12 protein-coding genes are annotated in these 11,681 nt (G+C 65.7%); 6 read left to right on the top strand and 6 right to left on the bottom strand.

Annotated elements, in window-relative coordinates:
• Nucleotides 1-16: 16 nt before the first annotated feature.
• Nucleotides 17-700, bottom strand: a complete 684-nt coding sequence (locus DXK93_RS17270) for a tellurite resistance TerB family protein (protein ID WP_054458430.1) — start codon at nucleotides 698-700, stop codon at nucleotides 17-19.
• Nucleotides 701-890: 190 nt separating this feature from the next.
• Here DXK93_RS17270 and DXK93_RS17265 point away from each other — a divergent pair, with 190 nt between their 5' ends.
• On the top strand, nucleotides 891-1,289 hold the full coding sequence (locus tag DXK93_RS17265) for an OsmC family protein (RefSeq protein WP_054458431.1): 399 nt from the start codon (nucleotides 891-893) through the stop codon (nucleotides 1,287-1,289).
• Between the two features lie 48 nt (nucleotides 1,290-1,337).
• On the opposite strand, the gene fabI is transcribed toward DXK93_RS17265, so the two are convergent.
• Together fabI and DXK93_RS17255 are read right to left on the bottom strand one after the other, a co-directional pair.
• A complete protein-coding gene (fabI, locus tag DXK93_RS17260; RefSeq protein ID WP_013391441.1) occupies nucleotides 1,338-2,123 on the bottom strand; it encodes an enoyl-ACP reductase FabI in 786 nt (261 codons plus the stop codon).
• Nucleotides 2,124-2,240: 117 nt separating this feature from the next.
• The gene (locus DXK93_RS17255; RefSeq protein WP_158598563.1) at nucleotides 2,241-3,125 is read right to left on the bottom strand and encodes a LysR family transcriptional regulator; all 885 of its coding nucleotides are present in this window, start codon (nucleotides 3,123-3,125) and stop codon (nucleotides 2,241-2,243) included.
• 106 nt (nucleotides 3,126-3,231) lie between these two features.
• Here DXK93_RS17255 and DXK93_RS17250 point away from each other — a divergent pair, with 106 nt between their 5' ends.
• Both DXK93_RS17250 and DXK93_RS17245 read left to right on the top strand, forming a co-directional pair.
• Complete coding sequence (locus DXK93_RS17250) at nucleotides 3,232-4,305, top strand: succinylglutamate desuccinylase/aspartoacylase family protein (RefSeq protein ID WP_054458434.1); 1,074 nt, start codon at nucleotides 3,232-3,234, stop codon at nucleotides 4,303-4,305.
• A gap of 25 nt (nucleotides 4,306-4,330) precedes the next feature.
• Nucleotides 4,331-5,263 (top strand): pyridoxal-phosphate dependent enzyme, encoded by a 933-nt coding sequence (locus DXK93_RS17245; protein ID WP_119450690.1) that lies wholly within the window; start codon nucleotides 4,331-4,333, stop codon nucleotides 5,261-5,263.
• A gap of 68 nt (nucleotides 5,264-5,331) precedes the next feature.
• On the opposite strand, the gene DXK93_RS17240 is transcribed toward DXK93_RS17245, so the two are convergent.
• From DXK93_RS17240 to gloB, 3 genes are all read right to left on the bottom strand, one after another.
• Nucleotides 5,332-6,525, bottom strand: a complete 1,194-nt coding sequence (locus tag DXK93_RS17240) for an ATP-binding protein (RefSeq protein ID WP_119450689.1) — start codon at nucleotides 6,523-6,525, stop codon at nucleotides 5,332-5,334.
• A 294-nt stretch (nucleotides 6,526-6,819) separates the two neighbouring features.
• Nucleotides 6,820-8,238, bottom strand: a complete 1,419-nt coding sequence (locus DXK93_RS17235; RefSeq protein WP_054458438.1) for a transglycosylase SLT domain-containing protein — start codon at nucleotides 8,236-8,238, stop codon at nucleotides 6,820-6,822.
• A 7-nt stretch (nucleotides 8,239-8,245) separates the two neighbouring features.
• Nucleotides 8,246-9,067: a hydroxyacylglutathione hydrolase gene (gloB, locus tag DXK93_RS17230; RefSeq protein WP_054458440.1), complete on the bottom strand. Its 822-nt coding sequence runs from the start codon at nucleotides 9,065-9,067 to the stop codon at nucleotides 8,246-8,248.
• A gap of 20 nt (nucleotides 9,068-9,087) precedes the next feature.
• Between gloB and DXK93_RS17225 the strand changes: the two genes are divergently transcribed.
• The 3 genes from DXK93_RS17225 (at nucleotide 9,088) to DXK93_RS17215 (ending at nucleotide 11,659) form a co-directional block, all read left to right on the top strand.
• Nucleotides 9,088-9,861, top strand: coding sequence for a class I SAM-dependent methyltransferase (locus DXK93_RS17225; RefSeq protein WP_054458442.1), 774 nt, complete (start codon nucleotides 9,088-9,090; stop codon nucleotides 9,859-9,861).
• Between the two features lie 67 nt (nucleotides 9,862-9,928).
• Complete coding sequence (gene rnhA, locus DXK93_RS17220; protein WP_054458443.1) at nucleotides 9,929-10,390, top strand: ribonuclease HI; 462 nt, start codon at nucleotides 9,929-9,931, stop codon at nucleotides 10,388-10,390.
• A 180-nt stretch (nucleotides 10,391-10,570) separates the two neighbouring features.
• Nucleotides 10,571-11,659, top strand: coding sequence for an efflux RND transporter periplasmic adaptor subunit (locus DXK93_RS17215; RefSeq protein WP_054458445.1), 1,089 nt, complete (start codon nucleotides 10,571-10,573; stop codon nucleotides 11,657-11,659).
• Nucleotides 11,660-11,681: the final 22 nt, after the last annotated feature.

Here is an 11,681-nt window from a genome sequence, read left to right as displayed (position 1 = left end):
CGCAGGCCGGCCGGACTCAGGCCGCGGCGGCGGCCCGGGCGTGCTGTTCCAGCTGTTCCTTCAGGCCCGGCTGCAACTTGAGCTGGCGCGCCAGTTCGTCCAGATAGGCGCGTTCCATATAGCTTTCCTCATCCACCACCAGCAGGCTGGCCAGGTACATCTCGGCCGCCATTTCCGGCGTTTGCGCGGCTTGCGCGATCACGGACGGATCCAGGGGGCGCGACAGTTCGGCTTCAAGCCAGCGGCGGTCTTGCGCGTCCGACGACAGCTTGGATAGTTCAGTTTCGAGCAGCGCGCGTTCTTCCGGGCCGATGTGGCCGTCGGCCTTGGCCGCGCCGATCATGGCGGTCAGCACCGCCGTGCTGTGCTGCTCGGCCTGGGGCGCGGGCAGGCGGTCCAGCGTCTGCGGGGGAGCGGCCGGCGCGCCAGCCTGGCTCCGTTGCCAGTCGCCATAGGCGCGATAGGCCAGGGCGCCCAGCGCCGCCATGCCGCCGTACATGGCAACCTTGCCGCCGATCTTGCGGGCCTTCTTGCTTCCCAGCAGCAGTCCGAGCGCGCCCGCGCCCAACGCGCCGCCGCCCAGGCCGGTCAGGAAGGACGAACCCTTGCCGCCCGTGGCGTTCTGCACGCGATTGGTGGTGTCCGACAGCAGCCCTTGCCCGGACTGCAGCAGTTGATCGAGAAGTTGTCTGGCGCTCATGCGGCCCCCTTTAACGTTTGCTCAGGTATTGCGGATAGAGATATCCGACCGGAGCGGGAGGCAGAAGTTCAGCTTACAGTCAGTTGCTTGCGCGGGCGACGTCCTTGGAGCGCCCGCCAGGTGATACAACGTGGTCTGGGGCGGCCGCGGCGGCTGCCCGTCAGGACCCCGTTACCAGGAGACAGGACCCATGAGCATCCGCGTGAGCCAAAATGCGCCCAACACGCTGCAATTCACCGCCACGGCCGAAGGCCACGATCTGCCGCTGGACATGCCCCAGCCTGCCGGCGCCGGCCCCGACCCCCACGACTACTTCGACACCGCCCTGGGCGGCTGCAAGGCCATGACCTTGATGGTCTACGCGCAGCGCAAGGGCCTGCCGCTGGAATCGGTGGGCGTGGAAGTGGTGCGCGACGCCAGCGAGGAGCGCAAGGGGATCTACCGCCTGACGGCCAAGCTGACGCTGAACGGCGAGCTGTCCGACGCGCAGATCGACGAACTGCTGGCGGTGGCCGAGAAGTGCCCGGTGCACAAGCTGATGACGGCGGTGGACGTGCAGGTGTCCACCGTGGTGGTGCAGCCGGCCTGACGAGGCCGGTTGCGGCGGCAGGGGCCGGCGGCCCCGCCGCGGGCGGATTCAGTCTTCCATGCCCGGGACGATGGTCGAGAAACCGGCATCCACGTGGGTGATCTCGCCCGTCACGCCGGCGGCCAGGTCCGACAGCATGAAGGCGGCGACGTTGCCCACGTCTTCGATGGTGACGTTGCGACGCAGGGGAGCCTGGGCTTCCACGAACTTCAGGATGGCCGAGAAGTCCTTGATGCCGCTGGCGGCCAGCGTCTTGATGGGGCCGGCGGAAATGCCGTTGGCGCGGATGCCGCGCGGGCCCAGCGCCGTGGCCAGGTAGCGCACGCTGGCTTCCAGCGAGGCCTTGGCCAGGCCCATGGTGTTGTAGTTCGGAACCACGCGTTCGGCGCCCAGGTAGGTCAGCGTCAGCACCGAGCCGTTGCGGCCTTCCATCAGCGGCAGCGCGGCTTTGGCCATGGCGGCGAAGCTGTAGGCCGAGATGTCATGTGCGATGCGGAAACCTTCACGCGACAGGCCGTCGAGGAAGTTGCCGGCGATGGCTTCGCGCGGGGCGAAACCGATGGAGTGCACCAGGCCGTCCAGGCCGTCCCAGTGTTGGCCGAGTTCGGCGAAGGCGCCTTCGATCTGGCTGTCTTCGGCCACATCGCAGGGCAGCACGATCTTGCTGCCGAATTCAGCCGCGAATTCGCCTACGCGGTCCTTGAAGCGGTCGCCCACGTAGGTGAACGCCAGTTCGGCGCCTTGCTGGTGACAGGCGCGCGCGATGCCGTAGGCGATGGATCGGTTGGAAAGCACCCCGGTGACCAGGATGCGCTTGCCGGCGAGAAAGCCCATATTTCTATCCTTTGATTTTTTCCCTCTGGAATCCGCCTATTTTAAGGAGTTTGCGCGGTTTCGCGATATGAAAATCCCTGGGACGGATCCGACCGGCATGAGCCTTTAGGACGGTTTTCAGAGCGGCGGAAACAGGCGCACGAAACTGGCGAGCAAGGGATCGCGCTGGTCGGTGCGCCAGACCAACTCCAGATCGAACGTCAGGTCTATGCCGCCGATTTCCTTGAAGACCACGCCGGCCGGACCATGCAGCCGGAACGAGGCGGGAATGATGGCGCAGCCCAGGCCGGCCGACACCAGGCCGAGGATGGTGGGAAGATCGGTCGCCACGGCGGCCGGGCGCGTCAACGGAATGCCGGCGGCCTTCAGGATGCGCACCAGCGCGTCATAGTGCGAGGGCGATCCGGCGCGCGGGAACAGGATGAACTTCTGGCCCGCCAGGTCCTTGAGCCTGCGGATCTTGCCGACGTTGCGCGCCACCGCCGCGGGCATGGCGAGCAGCATGCGGTCTTCATAGATCTTCATTCCCTCCACTTCGCCATCGAGCGGAGAGCGCCAGGCGACGACGCCCGCGTCCAGCTCGTGGCGCTTGATCGCATCGAGCTGCCAGGCCGACAGGCCGGATTCCAGCTGTACATCGGTATCGGGCGAGGCGCGCGAAAGGGCCGCGATCGCCTGTCCCAGGTCGGGCAGCCAGCTGTAGCCGGGCATGATGCCGATCTTCAGCGAGCCTGCCTTGCCATTGGCCGCCAGCGCCACCTGCGCCCGCAGGGTTTCGGAACCCGCCAGCATCAGTTTCGCGTGGGCGAGCAGCGCTTCGCCGGCGCGCGTGAGCGCCACGCCGCGCGGCAACCGGACCAGCAGTTGCGCGCCGAATTCCTCTTCCAGCGCCATCATCTGGCGCGACAGGGCGGGCTGGGCGATATGCAACGCCTTCGCCGCGCCGGCCACGCTGCCGGCTGCGCACACCGCTGCGAAGTAGCGCAACTGTCTCAATTCCATGCCATGCCTCCCGGGCATATGTAGCAAGCATCAAAAGTATTTGTTGCTGGTCAGTCAAATACCTATATTTTCGGATTTAACCCCATAACGTATACCCAAAAGGTCTATGACGAAACCGACATTCCGCGAGTCGCCGTTATTGCGTGACCGGCGGGTCGCGCACCTGCCGGCACGCAACCCGCACTGCGCGACGGCCTTCACCGACATCGATCTCGACGCGCCTGGACGCCAGGCGGGCTTCCTGCACATCCCGCAGTCGCCGCACGAAGACGCCTGGGGCACGGTGCGCATACCCATGGCGGTGCTGGCCAATGGCGACGGCCCCACCGTCATCCTGGAAGCCGGCAACCACGGCGACGAGTACGAAGGCCAGATCGTGCTGGGCGAATTCATCCGCGACCTGCCGCTGGACCGCATTCGGGGGCGCCTGATCGTCATGCCCGCGCTCAACGCGCCGGCAGCGGAAGCCGGCCTGCGTACCTCGCCGCTGGACGGCAAGAACCTGAACCGCACGTTTCCCGGCGACCATGCGGGCAGCATCACGGAACAGATCGCCGCCTACGTCAGCGACGAGCTGTTCTCGCGCGGCGACGCGTTCCTGAGCCTGCATTCCGGCGGTTCGTCGCTGGACATCATTCCCAGCGCCCTGGTCCAGCCGTCGCAAGACGCCGGGCAGACCCAGCGCAACATCGATGCCGTAATGGCCTTCGGCGCGCCGTTCAACGTGATGCTGGATACGCTGGGCGATACCCGCACCAGCGTCGCCACGGCCGTGGCGGCGGGGCTTACCTGTGTCAGCACCGAGATGGCGGGACGCGGCACGGTGACGGACAGTGCGCTCGCGCTGTGCCGCGCCGGCGCGCTGCGCGTGCTGGCGCATTGGGGCGTGCTGGACCAGGCTTGCGCCCAGCCGCTGGCGGCGCAGCCAGCGCCCCTGTGCAAGGTCAGCGGCGCGAAGTCCTACGTCATCGCCTCCGAACGCGGTGTGTTCGAGGCTTACCATCGGCATGGCGAAGCCGTCGAGGCCGGCCAGCCCGCGGGCCGCATCCACCAGACATTCGATCCGCGCCGCGCGCCGGTCGAGCTGGTTTACGGGACCAGTGGCGTCATCTTCGCCAAGCGCCATCCCGGCATCGTCGTGCCCGGCAACGTCTGCTGCGTCGTGGCCAGCGCGGCCTGATTCACCCATTTTTGAAGAACGGAACATGGCAATCCATATCGAAACCCCGGCGCTCGCATCCCGCGCCTTCTCCCTGCGCAGCGGCAAGGACGTGCGCCTGAAGATGGAGGCGCTGCAGCCCAGCGGCTCGTTCAAGGCCCGCGGCATAGGCCACGCCTGCCAGATCTACAAATCCCGCGGGGCCCGACGCTTCATCTCTTCGTCCGGCGGCAACGCCGGTTATGCGGTGGCCTACGCCGGCCGCATGCTGGCCACGCCGGTGACGGTGGTGGTGCCCGCCACGACCTCGGAGCGCGCCAAGAGCCTGATCCGCTCCGAAGGGGCGGAGGTCATCGTGCATGGCGCCTCCTGGATGGAGGCCAATGCCCGCGCGCTGGAACTCATGACCGAGGCGGACGCGTTCCTGCATCCCTTCGACGACCCTTTGCTGTGGGAGGGGCACGCGACCATGATCGACGAGCTGGCCCGGCAGGGCGGGCGGCCGGATGCGGTCATCTGCTCGGTCGGCGGCGGCGGGCTGCTATGCGGCGTGGTCGAAGGCCTGCGGCGCAATGGCTGGGCGGAAGTGCCGGTGATTGCGGCCGAGACGGCCGGCGCCGACTCCTATGCCCAGGCCCTGGGCGCGGGGGCGCCGGTGCTGTTGCCCGAGATCCGGTCCATTGCGACCTCATTGGGCGCGCGGCAGGTCTGCGAGCGCGCGCTAGAACTGGCGAAGGAGCATCCCATCGAGAGCGTGGTGGTATCGGATGCCGCCGCGGTGGCAGCCTGCGAGGACGTGCTGCTGGAGCACCGCATTCTGGTCGAGCCCGCCTGCGGCGCCTCGATTGCGGCGCTGGACGGCGGTTCGGATCTCCTGAAGAACGCACGATCGGTGGCGGTGATCCTGTGCGGCGGCGTGGGCGTAACGGCCGGCCAGCTGGCGCAATGGAGTACGCAGTTAGCAGGTGGAGGAGGTTAAGGAGTTGGTTTTGACGCTCTCGGGGAGCGCCTTCAAGGACTGCTCTCCAGTGCCTCAATACATAGGCCTCAGTTCGTCTGCCAGCTGTCTCCGGGCATGATGCGTTTCATGAATGCGTCGAAAATAGGCACGGTGAACGCCGTGTCGCCATGAGTTGGGCTCCAGAGCATTCCCTTGACGATCAGAGAGCCACGAACGGGGCCAAAGGACGCAACGGGCCGGCCCAACTGCTGCGCAATATCACCGGATCTGTGAGGACCAGGTCCCAATTCCGCCATCGCGCGTAAGTACTTTTTTTCGGCCGGAGTAAGCCGATCGAATCGGACGCGAAAAAAACCTTCATCCAATGCTGCGACGGCTTCGCGAGACGCGTTCTCGACGTCCTCCACAGTGATCGGGCTGGCTGCCGCAACATCCCAGGCGCATTTTCCCCACTCTTGTAGGAAGTATGGATACCCCTGCGTTACGGCAATGATCGAGTCGATCGCGGCGGGTTCGACTTCGACGTTTTCATTGTTTGCCGGTATGTTGATCGCCAACGTTGCATCAGCCGTGCTCAACGCTCCAATCTCGGCAAATTTGAACAGTCGTTCCGCATAGGACTTCGCCTGGCCCATGCGCCCGCGTAGCTGGGGTAGTCCTGCGCCGACCAAGGTAACGGGCAACTGCTGTTGTGCACACCGGTGTAGCGCGGAGATCAGCGCCGCCAGTTGCTCTTCTTCAACGTATTGGAGTTCATCAATGAAGAGGGCGACCACGGTATCCGCTGCTCGGGCAGCACGGCCAACTTGCTCAAGCAGCGCGGCAAGGTCCTCTTCCAGGTCTCCGTTATCAGCAAGGCCGGGTTCTGGTTCGTAGTCGAAGCCGACTTCGATGTCCGTAAACGAGACCTTGAGCCTTCTTGCGAAGCCGGCCAAGCCTCTTAGCCCCCTGATCGCGATGTCTTTGGCGGCCTCTACTCTGCTTAGGCGCAGGAGGGCCAAGCGCAGTTGCGGCGCCAGTAGTGCTGGCAAGGACTTATTCTCGGGGGCCTCGACGCGAACGGTGTGCGCGCCTCTATCTTCCGCATCGGATCGCATCTTGTCCAAGAGCACAGTCTTTCCGACGCCACGAAGGCCGAACAACAAGACGCTTTTGGCTTGCTTGCCCCGCTTCAGGCGTTCCAAGCACACGCGCACGTCCTCGCGGATGTGGTCACGTCCCGCGAGTTCGGGAGGAGGGCTGCCTGCGCCTGGCGCGTATGGGTTCAGGACAGGGTTCATATGTACGGAAATTAGAGAAATTATCCTGAATCGATAATTTCACTAATTTCGCTATCAACAAGATTAAGAGAAGGGATGGTGGGATTGCGGCAAGCGAACTTGCCAATCAATCTCCTGCGGGGCCGTTCCCTATGCAGCTTGTTGGGCTTGCGCTTGACGACGCATGGTTTTTCGGCCGATTGGGAGCAATTTTCCATAGAAATCACCGGCCGAAAATGGACTGACCCCAGAAGTCGGACACTAGTCCAACTTCTGGGGTCGTTTCATGGTGAGTCTTTATTGTTTCTGCGCCGATCAGCCGCGGGCGTTGGTGCCCGGCACGCGCAGTTGCGAGCCGACCTTCAGGGCGCTGCCCTTGATGTTGTTGAGCGCGCGCAGCGCGTCGACCGAGGTGCCGTACTGCTTGGCCAGCGAGAACAGCGTGTCGCCCTGGCGCACCTTGTGGGTGCGGACATTGGGGCGGGCGCTGGCTACGCGGGCGGCTGGCGCCTGGGTGGTGCGGCCGCGCGGGGCGGCGGCCTTGTTGTCCGACGGTGTCGAGTCCAGCGCGCCCACCGGCGTGGCCAGCGAGGCCAGCTGCACGCCGCCCGTGCCGGGTTCGCCCGGCACCAGCAGGGATTGGCCGGAGGCGGATTTCTGGCGCGAACCGATGTCGTTGGTCTGGCGCAGCGTGGCTTCGCTCACGCCGAAACGCTTGGCGATCGAGGCGTAGGATTCACCGCGGCGCGTATGGTAGATCTTCCAGGCGCTGAGGTCGCCCTTGTAGTTGGTCAGGTTGGCGTTGAAGATCTCGACGCGGTCGGCCGGCAGCAGCAGGGTGGGGCCGTGGTCGCCGCGGATCACGGGACGGTTGAACGAGGGGTTCAGCGCCTTGAATTCGTCCAGCGGCATTTCGGCGAGCTTGGCGGCGATTTCCAGGTCGATGTCGCTGTTCTTCTGGACCGTCACGAAGTAGGGCGTGTTGCCCACCGGGGGCAGGGCCACCGCGTAGCGTTGCGGATCGGCGATGATGTTCTTGATGGCCTGCAGCTTGGGCACGTAGTTGCGGGTTTCATCGGGCATGTTCAGGGACAGGTAGTCCGTGCCCTGGCCGGCCGCCTCGTTCTTGGCCATGGCGCGCTGCACCGAGCCTTCGCCCCAGTTGTACGAGGCCAGCGCCAGGTACCAGTCGCCCTGCATTTCAAACAGCTTTTCCAGGTAATCCAGCGCCGCGTTGGTCGAGGCGATGGGGTCGCGGCGCTCGTCGCGCCACCAGTCCTGCTTCAGGTTGAAGTGCTGGCCCGTGGCCGGCACGAACTGCCACAGGCCGGACGCCTGGGCGCGCGACAGCGCGGTCGGGTTGTAGGCGCTTTCGACGAAGGGCAGCAGCGCCAGCTCTGTCGGCAGGCCGCGGCGGTTGATCTCGTCGACGATGAAGTACAGGTATTTGCCTGCGCGTTCCGCCATGCGCTGCACCGACTCGGGGTGGGACGCATAGTACTCGGTCCACTGCTGCGAGAGATCGGTGTTCAGGTTGGGGATGGCGAAACCGCGGCGGATGCGGTCCCAGGCGTCGGCGGGCGGGTTGGTCAGGTCAACCGTCCGGGACGTGTCGCGGGCGATGTATCGCCCTTGCGAATTGGTGGTGAGGTTCTTGCTATCGGGGGCTTTGGTTCCTGCGCAACCGGCGAGGACTGCCAGCATGAGCGGCAGAAGGAGTCGGGATAGATTCATCGGGTTGTCACTTGAAATCGTTCTTCCATTCACGAAGGGAGGCAAAAACCTCTACCGGCGTAGCGTGGCTGCGGCCGGCCCAGCGCTCTGCGGCGTGGACGACCTCAACTTCTTGCGTGCGCAAAAACGGATTGGCCGCGCGTTCCTGCCCGATGGTGGACGGAAGCGTGGGAAGACCTTCTGCTCGTAATTGCTGGGCCTGCTGGTGCCACTGTTGCAGGCTGCGGTTGGCCGGATCGACTGCCAAGGCCCAGCGCAAGTTCGCTAAAGTGTACTCGTGTGCGCAAAAAACCTGTGTATCTGGCGGTAAAACGGCAAATTTCCCTAAAGAATCATGCATTTGCGCCGGAGTGCCTTCGAAAAGACGGCCGCAGCCCCCCGCAAACAGGGTGTCGCCACAGAACAGAACCGGCTCCTGACCGGCCGCCCGGCCGTAGTAGGCGATATGGCCGGCGGTGTGCCCGGGCACGTCCAGCACGGCCAGATCCAGGTCCAGTTCCGGGATCGCCACGCGGTCGCCCTGCGCCAGGCGCACGTCGCAGCGCGGCAGCTGTTCATGCGCGGGGCCGTATACGGTAATGCCCTCGATGCGGGACAATTCCGGTACGCCGCCCACATGGTCGCCATGATGGTGCGTGAGTAGAATGGCGCGCAGTCTCAAGCCGTTCTGGGCCAGCCATTGCAGCACCGGGCCGGCGTCGCCGGGATCGACCACGGCGGCTTCATCGCCGCGGACGATGGCCCAGATGTAGTTGTCGTTGAAGGCGGGTAGAGGCAAGACCGCGGCGTTGCGATCGCGGCCGCCTGTGGGGGCGGTCAAGGCTTGCATGGGATTCGAAGGAATAGAACGTGGCAGAAGATACTCCGCCGATTGTAGAACTGGCCGAATGGTTCCAGACGCCGCCGGGACAGTACGTCCTGGCCTGGGAGCGGGCGCAGTTCGATGCGGCTGTCGCGGACGTGTTCGGATATTACGCCTGGCAGGTGGGTCTGGCGGATATGAATCTGCTGCGCGCCAACCGCATGCCCTTCAAGGGCTACGTGGGCGCGGAGACCCCGTCCGCGGAAAGCGCGGCGGCCTGGCAGTCGCGGGTGGTGCTGGCCGAGCCCGAGGCCCTGCCGTTCGAATCCCAGAGCGTGGACCTGCTGATCCTGCCGCATGCCTTCGAGTGCGCGGACGATCCCCACAACGTGCTGCGCGAGGTCGAACGCGTGCTGGTGCCCGAAGGGCGGGTCGTGATCTCGGGCTTCAATCCCTGGAGCATGTGGGGCATGCGCACGCGCATGCCCGGCATGGAACCCTGGCTGCCGCAGCCGCCGTCATCCCAGGTGTCCTTGCCGCGCCTGAAGGACTGGTTCAAGCTGCTGTCGCTCGAGGTCGAGGCCAGCCACTTCGGCTGCTACGCCCCGGCCTGCCGCAGCGAAAAGTGGCTGCAGCGCTGGTCCTTCCTGGAGTCGGCGGGCGCCCGCTGGTGGAGCGTGGGCGGCGCGGTCTATCTGGTGTCGGCCGTCAAGCGGGTGGCCGGCATGCGTATCATTGGCCCGGCCTGGAAGAAGGCCAAGCCCAAACGCGCCCGCGCCGCGTCCGTGGTGGTCAACCGCCACGCGGACGACGGCTCCTGAGGCCCCAGTCCCGCGCCGCGGGGCCAATTTTTGGGACTTTTTTTAGCAAGGAATACCAAGCAGCACCATGCAGGACGACAAAGCGAACGAGCAGAAAGTGGAAATGTGGACCGACGGCGCCTGCAAGGGCAACCCCGGTCCGGGCGGCTGGGGCGTGCTGATGCGCGCCGGCAGCCATGAAAAGACCCTGCATGGCGGCGAACTCCAGACCACCAACAACCGGATGGAACTGCTGGCAGTCATCCAGGGCCTGCGCGCGCTCAAGCGCCCGTGCACGGTCATCATCCATACGGACTCCCAATATGTAATGAAGGGCATGACCGAGTGGCTCGCCAACTGGAAGCGGCGCGGCTGGATGACGGCCGACAAGAAGCCGGTCAAGAACGCCGAGCTGTGGCAACTGCTGGACGAACAGGTGCAGCGCCATACCGTGTCCTGGCGCTGGGTGCGCGGCCATGCCGGCGATCCCGGCAACGAACGGGCCGACCAGTTGGCCAACATGGGCGTGGAATCGGCCCGCCGGGGCTGAGGGCATCGGGATATACCCTCAAATCCGCCCTCTGGGGCGGATTTAGTTCTTTCATCCGGCTTCAGGATTGTTCCAGTATGTAAATCCGGGTGCTAAAGTGCCAACCCTCATTCCAGTTCCTGCGGCGCAGTCCGCGTGGGGGCATGCCAGGCCCGCGCCGCAATACCGCCACATTCGCGCATGAAAAAAGCAGTACTGCTCGCCGCCGTAGCGGCAGGGTTGGCCGCGGGGGCCGCGCTCGGCGTTTTTGTGCCGCGCTGGCTCGCCTTCGGAACCGTCAGTCCACAACCCGGCGCCGTCGAGGCGCCCCTCGTGACGCGCGTTGCGCCCGTTCGGGTCGAAGTGGCCGCCGTTGAAGAGATTCCTTTCGCGCGCGGCATCTCGGCCGTGGGCAGCCTGCGCTCCGACGAGTCCGTGGTGCTGCGACCAGAGGTCGCGGGCCGCATCCAGTCGATCGATTTCAAGGAAGGCCAGCCGGTCAAGCGCGGCGACGTGCTGATCCGGCTGGACGATTCCGTGCCGCGCGCCGAGCTGGCCCAGGCGCGCGCCAACCTGACGCTGGCGCAAAGCCACTACCGGCGCTCGGTGGAGCTGCAGGGCAAGGGCTTCGTCAGCCAGCAGGCGCGCGACGAATCCGCCAGCACCCTGAAGGTGCAGGAAGCCGCCGTGGCGCTGGCGCAGGCGCGGCTGGACAAGATGACGATCTCGGCGCCGTTTGGCGGCATCGCGGGCCTGCGCAGCGTGTCGGTGGGCGACTACGTCAACCAGGGCCAGGACCTGGCCCCGCTGGAGGCGATCGATCCGCTCAAGGTGGATTTCCGCGTCCCTGAAATGTATTTGAGCAAGGTGGGCGTGGGCCAGCAATTGACGCTGCGCATGGACGCGCTGCCCGGCCAGGAGCGCCAGGGCGTGGTCTACGCGGTCAGCCCGCTGGTCGACGCGGGCGGACGCTCCATCCTGCTGCGCGCCACGGTCCCCAACAAGGATGCGGTGCTGCGTCCGGGCATGTTCGCCCGCGTGCAGCTGCAGTTCAACCAGGACAAGGCGCTGGTCGCGCCGGAAGCCGCGCTGTCGCCCTCGGGCGCGACGCAATACGTCTACCGCGTCAAGGATGGCGTGGCCGAGCGGCGCGAGGTCACCATCGGCGAGCGCCGCGAGGGCCGCGTCGAAATCCTGACCGGCGTGGCGGCGGGCGACCGGCTGGTGGTGTCGGGCTTGCAGCGCGTGACAGACGGCGCCGCGGTGACCGTCCTGGCCAACGGCGCGTGACGCCGGCTTTTTTCCCTATGTG

The organism is Achromobacter sp. K91, assembly GCF_003576205.1.
Lineage (GTDB): Bacteria > Pseudomonadota > Gammaproteobacteria > Burkholderiales > Burkholderiaceae_B > Achromobacter > Achromobacter aegrifaciens.
Note: the sequence above shows the minus strand (reverse complement) of the source record. Positions and strands in the feature narration are given on the sequence as shown.

Excerpts from the sequence above, each read along its gene's own strand:
- DXK93_RS17270 (WP_054458430.1), bottom strand. The coding sequence starts at position 700 with ATGAGCGCCAGACAACTTCTCGATCAACTGCTGCAGTCCGGGCAAGGG.
- DXK93_RS17265 (WP_054458431.1), top strand. The coding sequence starts at position 891 with ATGAGCATCCGCGTGAGCCAAAATGCGCCCAACACGCTGCAATTCACC.
- fabI (WP_013391441.1), bottom strand. The coding sequence starts at position 2,123 with ATGGGCTTTCTCGCCGGCAAGCGCATCCTGGTCACCGGGGTGCTTTCC.
- DXK93_RS17255 (WP_158598563.1), bottom strand. The coding sequence starts at position 3,125 with ATGGAATTGAGACAGTTGCGCTACTTCGCAGCGGTGTGCGCAGCCGGC.
- DXK93_RS17250 (WP_054458434.1), top strand. The coding sequence starts at position 3,232 with ATGACGAAACCGACATTCCGCGAGTCGCCGTTATTGCGTGACCGGCGG.
- DXK93_RS17245 (WP_119450690.1), top strand. The coding sequence starts at position 4,331 with ATGGCAATCCATATCGAAACCCCGGCGCTCGCATCCCGCGCCTTCTCC.
- DXK93_RS17240 (WP_119450689.1), bottom strand. The coding sequence starts at position 6,525 with ATGAACCCTGTCCTGAACCCATACGCGCCAGGCGCAGGCAGCCCTCCT.
- DXK93_RS17235 (WP_054458438.1), bottom strand. The coding sequence starts at position 8,238 with ATGAATCTATCCCGACTCCTTCTGCCGCTCATGCTGGCAGTCCTCGCC.
- gloB (WP_054458440.1), bottom strand. The coding sequence starts at position 9,067 with ATGCAAGCCTTGACCGCCCCCACAGGCGGCCGCGATCGCAACGCCGCG.
- rnhA (WP_054458443.1), top strand. The coding sequence starts at position 9,929 with ATGCAGGACGACAAAGCGAACGAGCAGAAAGTGGAAATGTGGACCGAC.
- DXK93_RS17215 (WP_054458445.1), top strand. The coding sequence starts at position 10,571 with ATGAAAAAAGCAGTACTGCTCGCCGCCGTAGCGGCAGGGTTGGCCGCG.